At 36.1% G+C, this 20,949-nt stretch carries 25 protein-coding genes; 6 read left to right on the top strand and 19 right to left on the bottom strand.

Annotation, left to right across the window (positions count from 1 at the left end):
• Positions 1 to 32 precede the first annotated feature (32 nt).
• Both OU989_RS11215 and OU989_RS11210 read right to left on the bottom strand, forming a co-directional pair.
• Positions 33 to 1,553 carry a succinyl-CoA:acetate CoA-transferase ScpC gene (locus OU989_RS11215; RefSeq protein ID WP_274793133.1) on the bottom strand — a complete coding sequence of 507 codons (1,521 nt, stop codon included), beginning with the start codon at positions 1,551 to 1,553 and terminating at the stop codon, positions 33 to 35.
• Positions 1,554 to 1,743: 190 nt separating this feature from the next.
• Complete coding sequence (locus tag OU989_RS11210) at positions 1,744 to 2,667, bottom strand: LysR family transcriptional regulator (RefSeq protein ID WP_274793132.1); 924 nt, start codon at positions 2,665 to 2,667, stop codon at positions 1,744 to 1,746.
• Positions 2,668 to 2,945: 278 nt separating this feature from the next.
• Here OU989_RS11210 and OU989_RS11205 point away from each other — a divergent pair, with 278 nt between their 5' ends.
• Positions 2,946 to 3,944 (top strand): zinc-dependent alcohol dehydrogenase family protein, encoded by a 999-nt coding sequence (locus OU989_RS11205; protein WP_274793131.1) that lies wholly within the window; start codon positions 2,946 to 2,948, stop codon positions 3,942 to 3,944.
• A gap of 588 nt (positions 3,945 to 4,532) precedes the next feature.
• On the opposite strand, the gene OU989_RS11200 is transcribed toward OU989_RS11205, so the two are convergent.
• The 7 genes from OU989_RS11200 to OU989_RS11170 all read right to left on the bottom strand — a co-directional run bounded on the left by OU989_RS11200 (position 4,533) and on the right by OU989_RS11170 (position 8,809).
• Positions 4,533 to 4,703, bottom strand: a complete 171-nt coding sequence (locus tag OU989_RS11200; protein ID WP_313470415.1) for an SDR family NAD(P)-dependent oxidoreductase — start codon at positions 4,701 to 4,703, stop codon at positions 4,533 to 4,535.
• Positions 4,704 to 4,965: 262 nt separating this feature from the next.
• Positions 4,966 to 5,376: an SRPBCC family protein gene (locus OU989_RS11195; RefSeq protein ID WP_274793130.1), complete on the bottom strand. Its 411-nt coding sequence runs from the start codon at positions 5,374 to 5,376 to the stop codon at positions 4,966 to 4,968.
• Positions 5,377 to 5,393: 17 nt separating this feature from the next.
• Positions 5,394 to 6,404 carry an aldo/keto reductase gene (locus OU989_RS11190; RefSeq protein WP_274793129.1) on the bottom strand — a complete coding sequence of 337 codons (1,011 nt, stop codon included), beginning with the start codon at positions 6,402 to 6,404 and terminating at the stop codon, positions 5,394 to 5,396.
• Between the two features lie 357 nt (positions 6,405 to 6,761).
• The gene (locus tag OU989_RS11185) at positions 6,762 to 7,610 is read right to left on the bottom strand and encodes a copper amine oxidase N-terminal domain-containing protein (RefSeq protein WP_274793128.1); all 849 of its coding nucleotides are present in this window, start codon (positions 7,608 to 7,610) and stop codon (positions 6,762 to 6,764) included.
• A 138-nt stretch (positions 7,611 to 7,748) separates the two neighbouring features.
• On the bottom strand, positions 7,749 to 8,030 hold the full coding sequence (locus OU989_RS11180) for a hypothetical protein (protein WP_274793127.1): 282 nt from the start codon (positions 8,028 to 8,030) through the stop codon (positions 7,749 to 7,751).
• 10 nt (positions 8,031 to 8,040) lie between these two features.
• Positions 8,041 to 8,430 (bottom strand): SHOCT-like domain-containing protein, encoded by a 390-nt coding sequence (locus tag OU989_RS11175; RefSeq protein ID WP_274793126.1) that lies wholly within the window; start codon positions 8,428 to 8,430, stop codon positions 8,041 to 8,043.
• A gap of 13 nt (positions 8,431 to 8,443) precedes the next feature.
• On the bottom strand, positions 8,444 to 8,809 hold the full coding sequence (locus OU989_RS11170; RefSeq protein WP_274793125.1) for a DUF2089 domain-containing protein: 366 nt from the start codon (positions 8,807 to 8,809) through the stop codon (positions 8,444 to 8,446).
• Positions 8,810 to 9,060: 251 nt separating this feature from the next.
• Here OU989_RS11170 and OU989_RS11165 point away from each other — a divergent pair, with 251 nt between their 5' ends.
• The gene (locus tag OU989_RS11165) at positions 9,061 to 9,396 is read left to right on the top strand and encodes a 2Fe-2S iron-sulfur cluster-binding protein (RefSeq protein WP_274797323.1); all 336 of its coding nucleotides are present in this window, start codon (positions 9,061 to 9,063) and stop codon (positions 9,394 to 9,396) included.
• Between the two features lie 64 nt (positions 9,397 to 9,460).
• Here OU989_RS11165 and OU989_RS11160 read toward each other — a convergent pair whose 3' ends face one another.
• From OU989_RS11160 to OU989_RS11145, 4 genes are all read right to left on the bottom strand, one after another.
• Positions 9,461 to 10,255 carry an SDR family NAD(P)-dependent oxidoreductase gene (locus OU989_RS11160; protein ID WP_274797247.1) on the bottom strand — a complete coding sequence of 265 codons (795 nt, stop codon included), beginning with the start codon at positions 10,253 to 10,255 and terminating at the stop codon, positions 9,461 to 9,463.
• A 128-nt stretch (positions 10,256 to 10,383) separates the two neighbouring features.
• Entirely contained in the window at positions 10,384 to 11,349 is a 966-nt protein-coding gene (locus tag OU989_RS11155; protein WP_274797246.1) for an LLM class oxidoreductase, read from the bottom strand.
• Between the two features lie 59 nt (positions 11,350 to 11,408).
• A complete protein-coding gene (locus OU989_RS11150) occupies positions 11,409 to 11,882 on the bottom strand; it encodes a tautomerase family protein (RefSeq protein WP_274797245.1) in 474 nt (157 codons plus the stop codon).
• Between the two features lie 12 nt (positions 11,883 to 11,894).
• Complete coding sequence (locus tag OU989_RS11145) at positions 11,895 to 12,365, bottom strand: heme-degrading domain-containing protein (protein WP_274797244.1); 471 nt, start codon at positions 12,363 to 12,365, stop codon at positions 11,895 to 11,897.
• Between the two features lie 665 nt (positions 12,366 to 13,030).
• Here OU989_RS11145 and OU989_RS11140 point away from each other — a divergent pair.
• On the top strand, positions 13,031 to 14,509 hold the full coding sequence (locus tag OU989_RS11140) for an Lsa family ABC-F type ribosomal protection protein (protein WP_274797243.1): 1,479 nt from the start codon (positions 13,031 to 13,033) through the stop codon (positions 14,507 to 14,509).
• A gap of 46 nt (positions 14,510 to 14,555) precedes the next feature.
• Here OU989_RS11140 and OU989_RS11135 read toward each other — a convergent pair whose 3' ends face one another.
• Positions 14,556 to 15,026 (bottom strand): DinB family protein, encoded by a 471-nt coding sequence (locus tag OU989_RS11135; protein ID WP_274797241.1) that lies wholly within the window; start codon positions 15,024 to 15,026, stop codon positions 14,556 to 14,558.
• Positions 15,027 to 15,195: 169 nt separating this feature from the next.
• On the bottom strand, positions 15,196 to 15,330 hold the full coding sequence (locus OU989_RS11130; RefSeq protein WP_274797240.1) for a hypothetical protein: 135 nt from the start codon (positions 15,328 to 15,330) through the stop codon (positions 15,196 to 15,198).
• Positions 15,331 to 15,624: 294 nt separating this feature from the next.
• Between OU989_RS11130 and OU989_RS11125 the strand changes: the two genes are divergently transcribed.
• Together OU989_RS11125 and OU989_RS11120 are read left to right on the top strand one after the other, a co-directional pair.
• The gene (locus tag OU989_RS11125) at positions 15,625 to 16,134 is read left to right on the top strand and encodes a DUF3231 family protein (protein WP_274797238.1); all 510 of its coding nucleotides are present in this window, start codon (positions 15,625 to 15,627) and stop codon (positions 16,132 to 16,134) included.
• Positions 16,135 to 16,163: 29 nt separating this feature from the next.
• Positions 16,164 to 17,021: a manganese catalase family protein gene (locus OU989_RS11120; RefSeq protein ID WP_274797237.1), complete on the top strand. Its 858-nt coding sequence runs from the start codon at positions 16,164 to 16,166 to the stop codon at positions 17,019 to 17,021.
• A 34-nt stretch (positions 17,022 to 17,055) separates the two neighbouring features.
• Here the strand turns inward: OU989_RS11120 and OU989_RS11115 are convergent, their stop codons facing one another.
• From OU989_RS11115 to pdxR, 3 genes are all read right to left on the bottom strand, one after another.
• Positions 17,056 to 17,559, bottom strand: a complete 504-nt coding sequence (locus OU989_RS11115) for a GNAT family N-acetyltransferase (RefSeq protein WP_274797236.1) — start codon at positions 17,557 to 17,559, stop codon at positions 17,056 to 17,058.
• A 113-nt stretch (positions 17,560 to 17,672) separates the two neighbouring features.
• On the bottom strand, positions 17,673 to 18,104 hold the full coding sequence (locus tag OU989_RS11110; protein ID WP_274797234.1) for a DUF2935 domain-containing protein: 432 nt from the start codon (positions 18,102 to 18,104) through the stop codon (positions 17,673 to 17,675).
• Positions 18,105 to 18,187: 83 nt separating this feature from the next.
• Positions 18,188 to 19,594 carry a MocR-like pyridoxine biosynthesis transcription factor PdxR gene (gene pdxR / locus OU989_RS11105; RefSeq protein ID WP_274797233.1) on the bottom strand — a complete coding sequence of 469 codons (1,407 nt, stop codon included), beginning with the start codon at positions 19,592 to 19,594 and terminating at the stop codon, positions 18,188 to 18,190.
• A gap of 169 nt (positions 19,595 to 19,763) precedes the next feature.
• Here pdxR and OU989_RS11100 point away from each other — a divergent pair, with 169 nt between their 5' ends.
• A complete protein-coding gene (locus OU989_RS11100) occupies positions 19,764 to 20,381 on the top strand; it encodes an FMN-binding negative transcriptional regulator (protein ID WP_274797232.1) in 618 nt (205 codons plus the stop codon).
• Positions 20,382 to 20,429: 48 nt separating this feature from the next.
• Here the strand turns inward: OU989_RS11100 and OU989_RS11095 are convergent, their stop codons facing one another.
• On the bottom strand, positions 20,430 to 20,948 hold the full coding sequence (locus OU989_RS11095) for a spermidine/spermine N(1)-acetyltransferase (protein WP_274797230.1): 519 nt from the start codon (positions 20,946 to 20,948) through the stop codon (positions 20,430 to 20,432).
• Position 20,949 lies beyond the last annotated feature (1 nt).

The raw sequence follows: 20,949 nt of genomic DNA, 5'->3' as shown, positions 1-20,949 counted from the left end.
TATTTCACCACATTAAGGTGTTTGTCCGCACATTAATTCGTTACTTTATTCTCTTCAAATAGCATTGTGCCATTTTCTTTTAAATGTTTATGGAATGAGAAAGCTTTTTCAAGAATGTGTGGTGTTTGTCCCCCCACTTTCTCTTTTGCTTCTTCAAAGTAAGCACGTAATTGTGGTCGATATTTCGGATGGGCAATTTCGATTAATTTTTCTGCCCTCTTCACTGGCGGAAGCCCACGCAGATCAGCATAGCCTTGCTCTGTCACAATAACATCTACATCATGCTCTGTATGGTCAATATGCGATACGAAAGGTACAATCGTCGAAATCGCCCCGTCTTTGGCTAGTGAAGACGTTACAAAGATGGTAATTCTAGCGTTTCGAGCAAAGTCCCCTGACCCACCAATACCATTCATAATTTTAGTGCCGTTAATGTGTGTTGAATTGACGTTACCGTAAATATCTACTTCAATGGCAGTGTTAAAAGAAATCACGCCTAAACGTCGAATAACTTCTGGATTGTTGGAAATTTCTTGTGGCCTAAACATAATTTTATCTTTATATTTTTCTAAATCCTCTGCTAATGAATCAACACGCTTCTTCGAAAGGGAGAAGGCTGTACCAGCTGCAAATTTAACAATACCAGCATCAATTAAATCAAAGACACCATCTTGCAGTACTTCAGAGAACACTTCAATATCTTTAAATTGAGAATTTTTCATGCCATTTAAAACGGCATTCGCAACTGAACCTACGCCAGATTGTAACGGAGCTAACGATTCTGGCAATTTTCCTTCAGCTACTTCATTAGCTAAGAAGTCTAGTAGATGATTGGCAATTTGCTGTGTTTCTTCATTTGGTTCAAATAAAGGTGATGGAATATCAGGCTGTTCTGATAAAACAATGCCTTTTACTTTATCTGGATCGACCTTGATGCCAATTTCTCCAATCCGATCTGATACTGTATAAATAGGAATTTCTCTACGTTCACCTTGCTCTTTTTGAACAAAAATATCATGAAGACCTTCGTATGCTCGAGGCGCAGTAGTATTAATTTCAATGATAACGTTTTCAGCTTTTTCTACAAAAATCGGTGAATTTCCTACTGAGCCAGTTGGAATGATATAACCATCTTCAGTGATGCCAGCAGCTTCAATAATGGCATAATCAATTTTGCCTAATGTTCCTTTTCTAACTTCTTCCGCAGTATGTGATAAATGCTGGTCAATGTAATATAATTCACCTTTATTAACTTTACCACGCATTACAGAGTTTCCTTGGTAAGGAACACGCAGGTTAATGATACCTGCCTCGGCCATTGATTGGTCTGCAGTTGGCCCTAGTGAAGCACCTGTATATAAGTTAACTTTAAAGTTTTCATTTTTTCCTCGCTTAGAAAGTGCAAGTGGAAATTCCTTTGGCTCACCGAATAGAGTAAATCCACTCATTCCAAGGTTCATTCCATCTTCAATCCATGAAGCAGCCTCTTCAGCTGAAACAACCTTGTCCAAAAATGCTGTACTTCTAATAAATTGGCTTAAATCTTTTCGCATTAACAATCACCTCATGATAGATTTGTAGTACTTTTTTCCTTTGTAAATTTGGGATAAAAAATGCATAACATTATTGCCAATCAAAACTCACCTTACAATATATTCAAATATATGAGCTTCTTGTCTATATTGTAAAAAGAACTCAGCCTTTAGTCTATCTCATGATTTCTATGATAATGATAGAAAAAAACTATAATACATAGCTGTTCAAAGAATTTATCGCATCTTTCTCTGTGTGAAAATGGAGCTTTTCGATTTCACGTACAAGTAGCTTAATATATTCACGTGCTGCATAATTAATAAAACAGTCCTTTTTCATGATGAGGTAAACGGCTCTAGATAAAGATGGTTTTTCGATATGTTGGAAAAATAAATCCTCCGTTTCATAAAAATCGTATAAAGTTCGAGAGACTATACTGCGACCAACACCATGACGAACTAAATTTAAGATCGATCGAATACTTGATGTTTCAACGATTGGCTCTAATGGTTTGCCAACCTCATTGCTGGCCTTATTAAGTAATTTTCTACATTGATGCATACTTGGAAATAAGATGAGAGGATAATCTAAAACTGAAGAAAATGATACGTTTTGCTCTTTATTTCTTTGATTACTAATGAGGTAAAAATCTTCATCGTATAGTTTCGTCACTTGTAACAAGTCATTGGGAGTTAGATGAAAATCAATACCAAAGTCAGCCTGATTTTGTAAAACGGCTTTTTCTACTTGATCTGTCGTTTCAATAATGACTTTTATATTTGGGTACAGCTGATTAAATTGAATACATAAAGTTGAGACCAAGTCCGTTATTTCCCCTGGCAACACAGCAATTTTCAATTCACCAATCTCCACATTTGATAATGCCGTAATTTGTGAAGAGATACTTAAGATAGAGCCTTGAATATTCAGGGCTTCTTGTTGGACGATTTCTCCAACCTTCGTTAGTTCAACCTTCTTCCCAACGCGGTTAAATAAAGAATACCCAATTTCCTTTTCCAGCATTTTAATTTGATGGCTTAAAGTAGGTTGAGAAATTCCTAGTTTTTCAGCAGCTTTGGTAAAATGGAGCTCTTTACTAAGCATTAAAAAATATTCTAAATGCCGTAATTCCAAATTGCTTCAATCCTTTCTGTCTGATAACTCGAATCTGTACTTTAGTGAGCCATATAAATAGACTACTAAATTTGCTTCTTGCCTTTCGCAATTATTTTTAATTTATCTACACTATTGCGATTAACAAAAGTGCACATGCTTTTAAATTTATTTTATATAAAGTATCATAGATATTACAAGGAAAAAACAGAATATTCCTTCTTTTCTTATTTTTATAGACTTATAAATGCAATAAGCTCTACCGTATTTAGTTTTCTTTATTTAAAGGAGTGACAAAAGTGAAATCACAAATTATTCAATCTTTTGGTAAACCATCCGTCTTTCAACATAAGGAGATTCAGCAGCCTGAAATAGAGCCGGGACATGTACTTATCCATGTGAAAGCAACTAGTGTTAACCCTATTGATACAAAGGTTCGGGCCGGTTCAGTTCCAGCAGTTGCTCCAGAGTTCCCAGCAGTATTACATGGAGATGTAGCTGGTTTGGTATGTGCAGTAGGCGAGGGAGTCACTAAGTTTGTCATTGGCGATGAGGTGTTTGGATGTGCGGGTGGTTTTAAAGGGACTAGTGGCGGTGCACTTGTTGAATATATGCTAGCAGATGCTGACTTACTCGCTCATAAGCCAAAAAATTTAACAATGGAAGAAGCTGCGGCTTTGCCACTTGTTTCTATAACAGCCTGGGAGGCATTATTTAACCGAGCTAGACTTACACCAGGGCAAGAAGTATTAATTCATGGAGCAACTGGAGGTGTAGGACACATCGCCATTCAACTCGCCAAGTGGGGAGGAGCAACCGTCTATACAACTGCCTCTTCACAAGAAAAGTTAGAGATGGCTAAGCGCCTCGGTGCAGATATCACGATTAATTATACAGAAGAAACCGTTCAGGAATACGTTGAAAAATATACTGACGGAAAAGGATTTGACCTAGTCTTTGACACAGTTGGGGGTGAAAATCTTGACCGTTCTTTTGAAGCGGCAGCGGTACATGGAACTGTAACAGCCATTGCGACTCGTTCAACTCATGACCTAACACCAGTACATTCGAAGGGCCTTTCTCTACATGTTACCTTCATGCTACTAAAAATAGTGAATAAAGACATGCATAAACATTATGGAGAAATATTAAAGAAGGTTGCAAGTGTGGTGGAGGAAGACAAGCTACGACCTCTACTAGATCCACGTATTTTTACATTTGATGAAGTTTCAAAAGCCCATGAATACATGGAGTCAGGACAAGCAGTTGGGAAAATTGTTTTGGTGAACAACTGGTAAAATGATTAGAGGACTAATATTACTCTAAGTAATTTAAAGGAAAGAACATGTGAGCATCATCAAATATGTTCTTTCCTTATAGGAAATTTGTAACACAGTATAGATGTTCTTCAACTTTAATAGCTAAAGTAAAAATTCAAAGCCAACATAATTAAACACATTGTTTAACCCTAAATTGACAAATTCATTCTACAACGGCTATTGCCACTGTTCTACACTTACATGTTAGCTTTTATTATTCTTCTATTAAGATTGGATTAACTACCGACATCGCTAATATAGACGGTAAAATAATTATGTTTATCTGTAAAAAGCCGTCAGATAAATTTCGGTTAGTTTACTTAAATTGAAGTCTTTTTCTCTAATTGATTTTTATATCTCATTCGTTTCTTTTTCTATTACCTTGAAATGATGATGGGCTGGATTCTTTTTATGTAAAAAATAAAGTGTGATAAGAAATGGGATACTCCCAACTATGAATACATCCATAAATTCGAGTGTATCATCAGCAAGCTTTGGGTTAGAAACTTCCTTATTTTTTACTACAAAAATAGCATGCTTTTACTAGTTACAGTAAAATACATGCTATTACAATAATAGTATATTTTCTGATTGATTATCCTTGGCTTTTTCGATTCTTCTTGCGGGTACTATTACAGTTGCCCCAGCTTCTGCAAATACTCGGGTGATTTCGAGCCCTAAACCTGAATATCCACCTGTTACGATTGCTACCTTACCAGATAAATTCTTGCCTCCCATAGCTTCTTTTGCTGTTGTTCTCGCACCAAAGCTATGAATGCTCCTTTCACAAGAAGTGTAGTTCTTGGAGTTAACTCCATGTCAACAACTTTTATAAAAACATTTCCATTACTATTTATTATCATCACACACGTTACGACAATTTATGCTAAACGATTAGAATCTAGCGATTTAAAAATTCATTATGATTTAGAATAAAAAAGAGTGTCTTAAAGTCAAATTTGAACTTAAAGACACTCTTTATTCATTATAAAACTTCAATTTAGAATGCTTTTTGTAATGCTTCTAATCCATCTTGATAGATACCATGGAATAGCTCAATAGCTTCTTGGTCACTTACATCCACAGGTGTGAAACTGCCAGACCACTCGACCAACGATGATTGGCCGTCAGTATCTTCTTTGACTTGGATTGTAGATAAATAATCAGTAACCGGAAACGGTGCCTTCATAATTGAATACGTGTAGTAACGTTCCTTGTCATTGAAATTTTCTAAACGCTCTACAATAGCATCTCCATCAGGGTTAGCTAGGTGACGTACACGTCCACCTTCCGTTACTTTACTGCTTGGAATATAGGGTAACCAGTCTGGAAGCGAGTCAAAGCCACCAATTAATTGCCATACTTCCTCAGGTGAAGCTGAAATTCTAATAGATGTAATAGTATTTGCCATTTTCTTTACTCTCCTTTTTATATAAAATCGATTGGTAGTGGTGCATGTGGTGCGATCAATTTTTGTTCGCGCATTTCTTCCCAGAATGCTGCTGGGATAATTGTTTTCAATGCAGCTTGATCTTCTGCAATTCGCTCTGGTTTACTTGCGCCAGGAATGACAGCAGCAACTGCTGGGTTCGCCAATGAAAATTGTAAAGCAGCTGACTTAATGCTGATTTGATGACGATCTGCAATACTTTTGATTTTTTCTACTTTCGCCATAATTTCTGGTGACGCTTTTTGGTATTCGAAGTGAGTGCCTCCTGCAAGAACACCTGAACTATATGGGCCACCAACGACGATGTCCATATTATTTTTTTTAGCTGTTGGCATTACTCGTTGTAGCGCACGTTCGTGGTCTAATAATGTATAACGACCAGCTAGTAAGGATACATCTGGTTTTACTTCCTCCAAATCCAGTAGTAATTCAATTGGTTCTACTCGGTTTACTCCAAGTCCCCACCCTTTAATAACGCCTTCTTCACGTAATTGCGTGAGCACACGGAAGGCTCCTGTACGAGCTGTTTCAAATTGTGAAATCCACTCATCGCCATAAAAATCTTGCGCTACATCATGAATATAAACAAAATCTATACGGTCTGTTTGTAAACGTTTCAAGCTGTCCTCAATTGAGCGAAGGGTTGCGTCCGCGCTGTAATCATTAATAATTTTGTTTTTACGTCCGAATTCGAAAAGCCCACCTTTTTCTCCTAAATCTCGTGCAGATGGATCTTCCAACTCATCCGAAATAATTCTACCTACCTTTGTGCTTAAAACGTACTCGTCACGATTTCTTTTTGATAAGGCTTCACCAAGACGAATCTCAGCTAAACCAGAGCCATAAAGTGGAGCTGTATCAAAGTAACGAATGCCACTCTCCCAAGCAGCATCTACAGTTGCAATTGCCTCTTCTTCCGGGATATTACGGTACATATTACCTAATGGAGCTGTACCAAAACCTAATTTTCCTTGTAATAGATTTCTCATATTATTAAATCCTCCTAAGATTAGTTCTTTTGTTGATTGCCAGTATGATCAATGACTGATTACTTATCAAAAGTCATTTCTTCATCTGCAATATTGATTATGAGGCACCTAAAGAAAATAAAAAAGTACGCACTTTAAAGTAATATGAGCACCAAAAAGTGCCTATTAGTAAAGACGCAGACAAAGTAGTTATATACTTTATTCCCACAATAAAATAGAATTTCATTTTAAGTACTCTAAGATTGTCATAATGAGATATTAGCTTTTTGAGATGCAAAAAAACCACTCTCTTTGAGTGGCTACAAATAGCAGGTACGCTTCATTTGTTTAATCAAATCGAGGGTCAAATAAATAGCCTCATGGAACTGTATTACTAATAATAGTCACAAATCCGTTTCTCTTAGCCGTGTCTATTAACGTGTAAATAGATTGACTGGCTGCTTTATTATACAAAAACCATTGATCTTCAGCTGCATTGTAAATCAAACTATCTGGCTTCTCTAGAAATGGTTGTTCTGAAATTTGAATTAATGAATAGAGATCAAAACGCTTGATATTGTTGCCTTCTTCGTTTAAAAAATCATATTGTCCTATTTTATAATAGCTCCCAGGTATAGCACTGTGAAAAGACCACGTGAAATCTGCTGGTGGTTCGACCTTACTTCCTTTATTTTTTACAAAAAGATGGTACATTTCTTCGATATAGGCATTGCCTTTTAATTGCTCCTCAATTCCGCCCATTGTCATGTGGTATTCATGCAGTATCGACTTTACTTCTACCCCATCGATAATTAACGGCTTCGTTTCAACTTTGACAGTTAAATTATTATAATGGACCTTACTGCCAAAGGTTTCTGCTAGAAAGCGCAATGGAACAAAGATACGCCCATTCTTTACATAAGGCTGTGTATCAAGTAATATCGTTTGTCCGTTTACCACAGCTGTACGACTGTTCTGTTTTAAGATTACCTTCATAGTGCTTTTTGTAAGCGTCACTTGCGATTTGGTCCAGTCTACCTTGGCCCCCAAATTTTCACTAATGACACGTAAAGGTACCATCATACGATTATTTTTCATTTCAGGGTTTACATCAGTTACAATTACAACATCATCCACTTTTAGCTGAATTTTTGTTGCGGCATTAGTAGTTGACGTTGCCATTATGAGAATCCAAGCAATGAATATCCCTGCAAACCCCTTTTTCATCTTCATTAGCTCCTTTAGAAAACAATATTTTCTATAGTACTTAATTCAATAGAAAGCTAATAAGCTCCTTCTTCATAATTGATTTGAAACTTTTGTACAAAAAACCACCTACTATTTGACTAGTAAGTGGTTTAATTATTATAGTCTAACCTTTACCTCTGTGCCATCTTTAGCTTTGACATCTACAAGTACAAGTCCTTTATAATTTTTCATCTCGTTGACGATAGGTTTTAAGGATTCTTTGTCGATTATTGGAAAGACAAAATCAACTTTTTTCCTTTCGAAGTACTCTTTTGTCCATTTGTTTACATTTTGCTGAATCAATTTAGAAGACAAAATGGCAAGAGCGATGTTTATCAAAGCATATGGAATGGGGACAGTAAGCCGAACGTCTTTTGCTTTCACTTTTACATGCATCATAAGCTAACCACTATTCAATGAAGACCGAAACGGAATCCCCGTTGGCGGATTTAATATCAACAATTTGCCCATCTAATTCATTTTCGATTGCTTCAAGGAGAAGGTTTATGTCGATATCCTTCACGTATTTTTCCGATTGTGGAATACTCGCTGCGATACTATGTCCAGCCATTAAAACTGCTTTAACAAGTTTGATTGGTAAATTGACCGTGACGTTATCATTTTCCGTTGAGACAACACGTACTTTTAAAGTCTTATCTAAATATTTAGTTGGCTTTTCAGCGAATTCATTCCCGGATTCTTCTTTCTCTTGTAATACTTGAATGAGCTCTGAACCCTTATCTGCATCAATCTTTCCTTCTTGGATCATCGTTAACACTTTTGTAATTTCTTCTTTCATGGTCAATTCCTCCTTATTCTTCTTTTAAGAGCTTGATGGCCTCTTCCGTTGTGATTTCACCATTTTCCAACATGGCCACAATTTTTTTCTCATCTACTTCATTTTTCTTCTTTTGTCTATAGCCAAGTGATGAAATAATTTCTGTTAACTTACCGCGAACCGTTGGATATGAAATCCCTAGTTCCTTTTCAACTTCTTTAATATTCCCTCGACATGTTAAAAATACTTCCACAAAATGAAGTTGATCCTTAGATAAGGATGCTAGCTTAGACAATTCAAACTCATTTTCAATCGTTGTGTGACAATGAGAACACTGTAACTTTGTAATTTTCAATGTTTTACTACAGACAGGACAATTTGTGATTACTTGATAAGCCATAGTGTACTCCTTCCTTTAAGTTAAATTGATTATATAATAAATAATTGAATAAATAAACAATGAAATTTAATTTTTTAATTAAAATAATCAATAATATTAATTTTAACTTTAATATTATTGATTATTCAGCTCCCGAAATATTAAAAGAAGCCAATTTGTTTATATTTAGCAAATGGACGATTTTTTGTATGAGATTCGCCTATAACATACAAACTTATATTAAGATTTACATTAGAAAGGGAGTAAAATTTATGCCATTTGTCACCGTATTTGGAGGGAAAACCTTTGAGGTTGAGGAAGGAAAAAAATTAGTTCTAGCTCTTGAAGATAATGGTATCAATATTCTGCATCAATGTGGAGGAAAAGCAAAATGTACTACCTGTCGAGTAGAGGTATTAGCTGGAGAGTATAAAGATACTTCGAAAATAGAGAAAAACGCTTTTGCTATTAAAAATATAGATGAAAACTTATATGATGATTGCTTGCGGCTTTCTTGTCAAATACGTGTTATTGGAGACATTACAGTTCGTCCAATTTTGATCTCGGAAAGTTCTCAGGACAATAGAGGGCCAAGACCTGCAGATTAATTAGGGGATACATAAATAAAGGCATAGGAAATCAAGTCCTAATGCCTTATTTATTATACTTTTATTAAAAGACGCTACGTACTAATCCCCCATCAATTCTCAATGCAGACCCATTAATAGCAGAAGACAGTGGGCTACTTAAAAACGTAACAAAATGAGCAATTTCCTCTGGACGAATCAGTCGCTGTATAATAGAGGTTGGACGATTTTCTTTCATAAATCGCATTTCAGCTTCTTCCATCGTCAAATGCTCATTAGGATACAAGGTATTCAACATCGTTTCGACGCCTTCTGTAAATGTAGAACCAGGCATTATGGTGTTGACCGTCACATTTGTTCCTTTCGTCAGCTCAGCTAAACTACGCGACAGGGAAAGTTGCATCGTCTTCGTGGCGCTATAATGAGCCATTTCTTGCGATGGCATAATGGCTGCTTCACTTGCAATAAAAATAACCCTTCCTTCCCTCTTTTGAATCATTTGATTGAGGTACCATCGTGTAAGGCGAACACCACTCATAATGTTGACTTCAAACATCTTCAACCATTCTTCATCCGAGATGTTAAAGTATTCTTTTGGCTCAAAAATCCCTAGGTTGTTGATCAAAATATCTACTTTTGGGTATTCTTCTGTTGCCTTTTGGCATCCTTCTGCTGTTCCTAAATCAGATATCAAAGGCTGAAGACTAGCTTCTGGGTACTGTTCCTGTAGTTCTTTTATTGTTTGAAGAACCTTATCTTCATGACGTCCGTTAATAATGACCGTAACGCCTTCTAATACTAATGATTTTGCAATGGCCTTACCAATCCCTGCTGTAGAACCTGTAACGAGCGCGGTTTTCCCCTTCAAATTTAAAAACATCGTAATCACTCCTAAGCACGTTTTTATTTGAATAAGTAGTAGTATGGAATTCTCCACTTCTTTTAAACAGTAAATATGTAAAGAAGGAGTGACAAGGCAAAATTCAGCACTTTCACTCCTCTGTATTTCTAGATGTTGCTATTTATTGCCGGAAAATGAGGTAATACCTCTTGTCCAAGCTCATGAATCACTTCTTCTGCAGGTCTTTTACTGTCAAATAATGCAAAGAAGAGATGGTTGACACCAATTTCTTTATAAATATTTAGTAGTTCGATTAACCGGTTTCGCCCTACTCGGAATCCTAAACGAATCGGCGTAGGCATTTCATTTGGATCTTCTGTTAAATCTAAGTGCATGGGCTGTGTGAATGGTTTGAAAACTCCCGGACAGTACTGTTCCACAAGCTCTCTCCATTGTCGAATAGCCTCTGCTTGAAGGTGTGGACTTCGTGGATAATACATCCAACCATCGCCGTTCTTCGCAAACCATTCCATTGATTGCTGCGCAAAACCTGTTATGATCGTTGGAATGCGCTTCGTTGGTTTTGGAACTAAATTACTTCCTTGAATAGCACCTAAAGTAGAACGAATAGAAGGAAAATTTTCATATAATACTTGATTTAAATATTGAAAGGCTTCAATAAAACGTTCTCCTCGATCATCATGGTTCACATTTAAACCATGAAAATCGGCTTTACGATCTCCAGATGAAACACCCAAAATTAGGCGCTCGGGAAATAACTGATTAATCGTTGCTATTTCTTTAGCGACTCGTAAGGGATGACGTAAAGAAAGTACGATAGCTGATGTTCCTAAAGCAATTTCCTTTGTTTGGCTTGCTAAATAGGTTAAATAAATCAACATATCATAAATTTGACCTACTGCTGGATCACCAAAAGAAGGATCTTCTAATAATACATCTCGAAACCATAGGCTAGTAAAACCATAATTCTCGGCTAATTGTGATAACTCCACCTGTTTTTCCATGGTAGGCGTACCAAAACGATAATTTTCTAATGGAATATGGAGACCTAGTGTTAACTCCCCTTCTTTATACATTCGATTATAACTATGATAATTGGAAAATTGACTCATAAAGCACTTCTTGCTCCTTTCCCCTTTTTAAATCCTTCTGAAACTTGTTTCTACGAATTTTAATATGTTCGACTTTTGGAAAGAAAATCTGGATCTGCCCCTGTTACTCCACTTTGCCCCCAATTCCCTGGAATCATTTCTCTGATGACAATAAGTATTTTATCCAAAGGTGCGTGCGTAAATTTAGATGTAGTTTGTGTTAGCTGCTTTACCCATATATCCTTTGTTTCTTGATCAAATGTATTCCAGATATCAATCGTAATGATGGCCATTCCATCTACTGTATTTGCCTGTGTATGATAAGACTCTTGTGTATTCCAATTCATGACTCTACTCTTATCGGCAAAGCTAAGATCAGATGCAACTGCCCCAGCTTTTCCCCAGTTTTCTTTTTCAAGTTCTTTTATTAATATTTGGATTTTGTCTGGAACAATTTTTAGTAAATTTGTTGTTAGTTCAGTAAGTGTAAAAATGAATTCCTTTTTTTCTTCCGTTGACATGGATGGCCATGTATTTACCTCAATTAATGGCATAATGATTCTCCTTTAAACTTCATCATTTAACAAATTTTTAATTCCTCTAATGACTAAGTCATGATCTTCCTCAGGGGTTAATCCTGAAACTGTTATTATACCGATAACCCCAACGTTTTTTATTTGAATAGGATATGCTCCACCAAACGCAGCGTATTTTGAGGCATCTAAGCAATATTTCTCATGATATGGAATTCCACTTAACTCACTTTGCATCTGTAAATAATACGAGCTGTGGTTGTGCAGCGAAACAACCCGCTTTTTTCGCTCAATCCACTGACTATTTTCCTCAGTCATTCCTGTCATTTTATAATGAAACAATTGAACACCATTCTTTGTTATATCAACAGCAATGGATTTCCCTTCTTGCTTCGCTTTTTCTATAATTAATAAGCCTAAACGCAGGGCATCGTCATTTGTAAAAGTGGAAAATTGAAGTGTTTCCTCTTCTTTTAAAATTTCATCTATACTTAAAGTACTCATATCACTACCTCCAGCTATCCTTCAGTTAATCGTAAATGTAGTTCTGATCAAATGCGGTTATTTTTAATGCTTATGGACGTATTACTGATCCATAAATGTATTATAAGAAGTGTATTCGATGGAGGTAAGTACGCACTTTAAAGTGATATAGTCACTTAATTGTTCCTATTATGATAGAAGGGAAAAGTTTGTGGGATGTTGAAGCAGGATTGTATTCGTTGAAAAAATTTGTTACTATGGAAATACAATTATGAGAGGACTGATGAATGAACAATGATGAACTAATCTATATTTTTATTTGAAATGAAATACTTCAAACTACAAAATATAGGGTTAGTCTGTCCATTTTTAATAATCAGTTTCCATTTATTTGTCATAATCTGTTCATGGCAAGTAAGATGACGAATTTTTTAAAGCAAAAGACTAATCCTTCCAATTGATATTGGGAGGTTTTTTTATGCTCTCATAGTTAGAATTTTTTCTGTAACTTTCATCTACTAAAAAGGAGAGGGAAAAAATGATTGATTCAGACACTATTATTACGCATGTAACACTCCGTATAAGTCGTTAATATCCATCTGCCTATACGGAGGAATATTAAAATAGATGGATATACCGACTTTGTATGAAAAGTAAAACTGTTGCTATACAAAGGAGGAACTAGCATGTCCATGATACAAGTACAAAACTTAACATTTTCTTATCCAAGTAGCTTTGACAATATTTTCGAAGAGGTAAATTTCCAAATCGATACGGATTGGAAACTTGGGTTTATCGGTAGAAATGGCCGAGGTAAAACAACATTCTTTAATCTTTTGTTAGGGAATTATGAATATAGTGGGAAAATCATTTCATCAGTAGAATTTACTTACTTCCCCTATCCTGTTTCGGATCAGAACAAATTTACTCACGAAATTTTTGAGGAAATTTGCCCACAGGCTGAAGATTGGGAATGCCTTCGTGAAATATCCTATTTGGATGTTGATGCTGAGGTTATGTACCGACCGTTCAAAACATTATCAAACGGAGAGCAGACGAAGGTGTTGCTTGCTGCATTATTTTTAACTGAGGGCCAATTTCTTTTAATTGATGAGCCAACCAACCATCTTGACACAGATGCACGAAAGATTGTCTCAGAATATTTACGGAAGAAAAAAGGATTCATTTTAATTTCTCATGATAGAGCCTTTTTAGATGGCTGTGTAGACCATATCTTATCCATCAATAGAGCCAATATTGATGTTCAAAGTGGCAACTATTCTTCATGGAAGCTGAATTTTGATAGACAGCAGGAACACGAAGAAGCAACTAATCAACGTCTACAAAAAGATATAGATCGATTAAAACAGTCTTCGAAGCGTACTTCAGGCTGGTCAAATCAAGTGGAAGCTTCCAAAAATGGGACAACAAATTCCGGGTCTAAGCTAGATAAAGGATTTGTTGGACATAAAGCCGCCAAGATGATGAAGCGGGCAAAGAACATTGAATCTAGACAACAAAAAGCCATTGAGGAAAAGTCAAAACTACTTAAAAATGTAGAAAAAACAGAGGCACTAAAATTAGAACCATTGGCCATTCAATCAAAGGAATTAATAACTTTAGCTGATGTATCTATTCACTATGATGATCACATTGTCAATAAGCCAATTAGCTTCAAGGTGGAGCAAGGCGACCGTATTGTGTTGGATGGAAAGAATGGCAGCGGAAAAAGTAGCATCCTTAAACTAATTCTAGGAGACCCTATTCAGTATACAGGCTCCATACATTTAGCATCGGGCCTTATCATTTCCTATGTTCAACAAGATACTTCGCATTTAAAGGGCATGCTGTCGGACTTCATCGAAGAGCATAATATTGATGAGACGCTATTTAAATCCATCCTAAGAAAGATGGATTTTGATCGAATTCAATTTGAAAAAGATATTTCTCATTATTCCGGTGGTCAAAAGAAAAAGCTCTTGATTGCTAAAAGTTTGTGTGAAAAAGCACATATCTATATTTGGGATGAACCTTTAAACTTTATAGATATTTATTCACGCATGCAAATTGAAGAGCTCATTCAAAGTTTTAATCCCACAATGGTTTTTGTTGAGCATGACGAGGCATTTCAAGAAGCTGTGGCAACTAAAACGATATCGATGTAGTTAAACAGGAATCCATTTTGAAACATCAAAATGGATTCCTTTCTATTTATAAAGATACTTCCTTCAAGAGCGTTTGCTTCATGCTTTTGATGATGCCCATGTGGTGGCTTTCATGGTTCATATGGAAAATGACCATATCCCCTATGGTTTTCATGCCTAAAAAAGGCTCTTTCAGAGGTTCATTTAGATGGCCTCTACACGCTTGTTCAATAAGTAGCGGTTGTTCCTCTAGAAGCGTAATTATTTGTTCCATCGTTGGAGGCTGTTCAGTCCAATTATCGGGCTTGCTCCCACTCGGAAACATTAAATGATAGGATAAAGGTAATTGTCTTTCTTGATGAACAGCTGGAAACATACTATGATCCCAACCCACTAATAAATGACCTGCGTTCCAACGGATATTGTTCGTATGGCCATCGGGTATTTGGTCCACAATATCCTCGGGAATTGTACGTAGAAATTCAACAGTCCAATTACGCCACATTTTCATTTGTTCAAATAATTGCTTTTCACTCATCTACTTCCTCCCCTTCTACACGCTATTCAAGTATATATTAACACAATATTCCAATTATTTTCATCGGCTTAAATAAACAAAAAAAGATGTATCGCTAAAATAACTAGGATACACCTTCTTATAATGAAAAAAATACCACAACTGATTGATTGTGATATTTTTTAATGTTTTACTTTTTTTCTTTATTAAATTGTTGTTGTTCTTTCTTTTGTTCTTTTTGTTCTTTCACTTCTAGTTCTTCAATATTAAATTCCATTGCTACTTCTTCTTGCTCTAATTCATTCTTTTTCTTTTCTTTCGCCATAACTCTCACCTCCAATAAGGTATAAATTGTCCTTATTGCGGTGATTTATACTATCATGCTTAAATTATGATACACATGTATAAAACCACAATATACAACCACAATAAAAGTGCGTAGTGTCTCACTACTTAAAGAGCTGCAGAGATTTATTCTCTGTGGCTTCTTTTATACGTAAGTGCAAAAAATCATGCTAGGTCTTTAAATTCTTTTGATTAAAAGGAATGTTTATTCTTTATTCATCCATACTATCTTTGTTTGAAAAAAAGGTGAAAACCAGAAAAGGAAGTGTAGAATATGGGTATTCTTGGTGGAAATCCAAAAGATGAACCATTGCATTATGGTGAAGTATTTAGTGTTTGGTCAAGTTTAATTGCAGATTATGGTATGATTTCTGGCTATCAAACGTTCTATAATCATGCTGGTGATGAAGATCTTAAAAAAATAATTGAAGATTTGATCGAAACGTGTAGAGAAGAAGTAAAACAATTAGAAAAAATTCTAAAAACGAATGGAATAGCTCTACCACCAGCTTCACCTGAAAGACCTGTCGCAAGATTGGAAGATATTCCTCCAGGTGCAAAGTTTAACGATCCTGAAATTAGTGCAGCTCTTACTGCTGATGTTGCTGCTGGATTAGTGGCATGTAGTCAAGCAATGGGTACGTCTACTCGTGAGGATGTCGCATTAATGTATGGACAATTCCACATGGCTAAAGCTCAACTTGGTGCTAAGCTTTTACGTTTAAACAAAAATAAAGGATGGCTTGTACCACCGCCATTACATGTCAATTATCCTGAAAAGTAAAGTGAATTTCCCCGAATCGAGGAATGCAAATGTATTACTATAAAGAAGAATTAATTAACATTATTAAGCCTGACAAACCGGATCCACAAGCAGCACGTGTTATGCAAGAAATACTAGGTGGTCATTATGGTGAAATGAGAACCATGATGCAATATTTTTTCCAAAGCTCTAATTTTAGAGGGAAAGAAACACAATATCGTGATTTACTTCGTGGCGTTTTCCTAGAAGAAATTGCCCACGTCGAGCTCGTACAAAATACAATAAACCAATTGCTAAACGATTCAGGTGAATCTTCTGCTCCTGGTAGTAACGGAGCCGACCAAGCCCCTTTGGATGAAGCTGTTAGACATGCTAATCCTCATCATTATATTGTGGGGGCGCAATCCTCTTTACCTGTAGATGCTGCAGGTAATCCTTGGAATGGTTCTTGGGTGTATGCGCATGGAAATTTGATTGCGGATTTATTAGATAATTTAGTGCTTGAGTCTACAGGTGTACTCCAAAAAACACGTATTTATGAGATGAGTTCAAATCAAACATTTAGGGAAACCCTTGCATTTCTAATCGTTCGAGATAATGCCCATCAAAACGCATTTGCCAAAGCATTAGAAACGTTAGGAGTTGATTGGGGAAAACTGTTCCCAGTGCCGAATTATGATATCAACAAATATCCCGAATGTAGGAAATTCGTCGAAATGGGCTATCATAATGCCCAATTTAACTTCAGATTAGATCCAACACGTATCGGTGAAATCTTCCAAGGACAAACGCCAAGTAGAAATGGCGGAGAACTTAATGTAACTCCCCCGCCTGAAGGGTTCCCTGTACCACTCATGCCAGAGATGCCAAATGAACACAGCCCTGGTCTGAAGGATATGAATCATTAATTTCCCAGTTTAATACTGGGATTTTTTTGTATTGCTAAATCAATTTATAATAAATAACTGTTGTCTCTAATTCACCCTTTGAAGAAATAGTATAGGCGGGTATTTTACCAACTTCTTGATAGTCTAAGGATTTGTACAATTGATTAGAAGGATCGCCTTCCCTTGTATCTAATACTATTAAAGACCTGTTTTCTTGCTTTGCTCTTTCTTCCGCTATTTGCATCAGAGCGCGCCCAATGCCGTGACGTCTAAAGTCTGGATGCGTCATTAATTTGCAAATTTCAGCTCGATGACGTCCATTCGGCTTTGTCATTAAATGCAATTGAATACTGCCTGCCACTGTTTGATTGATTTTGGCAATAAACAAAATGACGTCTGGTGCTATGACTGTTTGCCAATATGTTAGTGCTTGTTCTTGCGCTAGAGGAGGTAAAAATCCTAGTGATGCACCTTCGTCAACGACCGTTTTCAAAAGCTCGGATAGCCCGTCTAGTTCTTCATTAAGTTGTTTTGTATCTTTTATATTTTTTAGCTCCATTTTTTCTCCCCCATTTTCTATTACTTTGGAATCCTAACACTTTTTTAAAAATTAGTATGATCATAACAAAAGATCAAGATCTGATAAAGACCTTGATCGAAGGAAATGGATGTTTAAAGTGATTGTTGATATAAAATGGTTTGTGCGATGCCGATAAAATATTCTGATTCTACAATAATATGATTTAATACAACTTTGGCTGTTGGATTGGTGCTGATCGGTTTACTGTCTTGAATAAGCATACGACAAAATTGAATAAATTGTTCACTCTGTTGGAGACAAAAAGAAGTAAGCTGCAAAATATCTTGAAAAAATGCTTGGGAAACTTGTCCTTGTGAGCGATTGACAGTTTCTATATATCTAACTACTTGCTGATGTGTCTGAGCAAAGGCTATTTCCCATTCTTTCAATCTCTCGACGTATTGCTGCTCTAAATCTTTGACAAGCTCCCTTATCACTACCGTATGTTCCTCTTCTTGATGTTTCCAAAATTCAGCTTCATCAAGAACACGTAACGGCATTTGATTGCCATAATAAAACTGCATGCTTCTCCCCCATTTCACTCATCTCTTATATGTATATACAAGAGCTGTAAAAATAGAACGTTAGAAGGTTCGAATATGAATCTTCATTTCCCAAACCAAGCAGCTTTTAACAGCTCAATCCCCCGTTCAATTGCTGCTTCCTCTAGATTGGCAAATCCAAGCAGCACCTTTGCAGACTTTATCTCAGAAGGGCTCGCATAAAAAATAGAGGTAGGATAAACCTTTACTTCTTTTAACCTCGCAGTTTCAATCAGTTCCTCTTCCGACATCTTATTATTTGGTTCAAGTAGAATATGTAAGCCACTGCTAGCCCCATACAATTTTACTTTGTCTCCAAATATTTGATGAATGGCCTTTATTAATACCTCATATCTTCGCTTATAGCCATTCCTTGATTTGTTGAGGTGCCTTTCCCAATGGCCACTTTCTATAAATAATTGTAAAGTATGCTGATGGTGTCTTGATACAGTTTGAACATAATAGCTGTTCCGTTTAAAAAGATCGATTAATTTTCTCGGTAGAACCATGTAGCTTAGCTTAATGGACGGAATTAATGACTTTGAGAAGGTGCCCATATAAATAACCTGTTCATTTGAATCTAAACCTTGTAGAGCTGGTATTGGTTTACCCGAATATCGAAACTCCCCATCATAATCATCCTCGATGATATACGCATCTTCTGACTTAGCCCATTCTAATAACTCTAGTCTTCTTGTGATTGGCATAACCGTACCAATTGGGAATTGATGAGATGGCGTGACATAAACAGCTTTAATATTACTGTTTCTTAAATGGTCAATCTGAATCCCTTGATCATCAAGAGGTATGGGCTTCATCTTTATACCATGATCCTTCAAAAGATAACGCACCCGGTAATAACCTGGATCCTCCATGGCAAAAAGCTCGTTCCGTCCAATTAAGTTACATACGATTCCCATAAGATGTTGTAGTCCTGCACCAATAACAATTTGGTCTGCTGAGCATTGAACTCCTCTAGCTTCGTAAAGATAGCTTGCTATATGTTTCCTTAATTCGAGCTCTCCTTGTGGATCTCCATATAAAAAAAGATGGGCATTATCTTCATTAAGACTTTGCATAGTCAACTTTCGCCAAATTTTATAGGGAAAGTCTTTTAAATTGATATCCCCATAATTAAAATCATACTTTATGGTCATTAGTTCTTGTTCTGGCTGAGACACTAATGGAGGTGATTCAAAAAGACTAGGGCCCATTTGAAAATAGCCCTTTTCAAGTGCAGCAACATATAGCCCCTCCCGTTCTTTACTCCAAACATAACCCTCTGCAAGGAGCTGTTGGTAAGCTGCGTCCACTGTATTTCGACTAATATGTAAATGCTTAGCTAAACTGCGCTGTGATGGCAATTTTGTATTTGCCACAATGTTTCCATGTTGAATTTCAGCTTTTAAATAATTGTACAATTGAAGATAAAGTGGTTCCTGATTATTCAAGTTTGGCGTTATTTCGAGCATCGTTCCTTGGCTCCTTTCGAAATAGCATTGTTGGCACTTTTAAGGGGTACCAGTGATTGTTTATAATAAAATCTACATTGTTGAGGAGAAAATGTAAAGACGCCTACCTGTAATAGTTTGTTTATTCGAAATACTCGCAATGAATTTGAAGAACTAAGGAGAGATTGACATGTATATTCCTAAGTATTACAAAATAACTGATTTAGAAGAAATCACAGAATTTATTCGAGAGAATTCCTTTGCAACACTTGTTTCAACCATAAAAGGTAAGCCAATAGCAGTTCATATCCCGATACTACTGAATAAAATCGAGGACGATTATTATCTAACAGGTCACTTAGCCTATGGAAATCCTATATGGAAGACCTTTGAGGAAGTAAATGATATTCTTGTCATATTTAATGGACCTCATGCTTACATATCATCCTCTTGGTATGAGAAAGAAAACGTACCAACATGGAATTATCAAGCTGTCCATATTTACGGGAAAGCCAGTCTAATAGATGGCAAGGAGTTAGAACAAGACTTAACGAGTCTACTTGAAAAATATGAAAGTTTCCGTGAAAATCCTGTATTATGGGATAAACTATCTCCAGAGCTTTTACAGCAAGAAATCAAAGGAATTAAAGGATTTAAAATCAAGGTAGAAGAGGTGCAAGCTGCCTATAAATTAAGTCAAAATCGTAATGCTTCTGACTATGTTAATATTATTAGCGAGCTCTATAAAGAAGAAGATCCACATGCGGCTGCTGTGGCAGAGGCTATGAAGAAAAATAGAACTGAATAAAATAGATGGCAGAAATGTTGTGATATCAACGTTTCTGCCATTAAACATTTAGGCAAGTGTTTTGGTCATGATAAGATCAATTTGTTCTTCATCACCCATATAGAATGAATGGGCTCCAGTTTGGACAAAGCCTATTTTTTGATAAAAACCGATGGCATGATCATTCTTCTCCCAAACACCTAGCCAAATACTTTTTTTGTCTTGCGCCATAGCTACTTCCAATGCTTTGTTGAACAAATGTTTGCCAAACCCTTTTCCTTGAAATTTGTCGCGAATGTAGATTCTTTCAATTTCAAGTGACTCATCCCCCATTTCTTCAGATTGGGCTTCATCAACATTTACCTTTAAATAGCCAGCAATTTCTTCATTGTCCAAAATAAAATAGAATTGTGAAGCAGCATTTTCTAATTCTTGTGCCAGCTGTTTTTCATTAAAGGCTTTTTCAAGATATGCTTTCATATTTTCAGGTGAATTTTGCTCTTTAAATGTATCATGGAATGTTTCAATACTAACTTCTTGTAGCTTTTTTAAATCTTCACGGTTACACTTTTTTATTTTAATTGTCATT

Origin of the sequence: Lysinibacillus irui (assembly GCF_028877475.1) — a bacterium.
GTDB lineage: Bacteria > Bacillota > Bacilli > Bacillales_A > Planococcaceae > Lysinibacillus > Lysinibacillus irui.
Note: the sequence above shows the minus strand (reverse complement) of the source record. Positions and strands in the feature narration are given on the sequence as shown.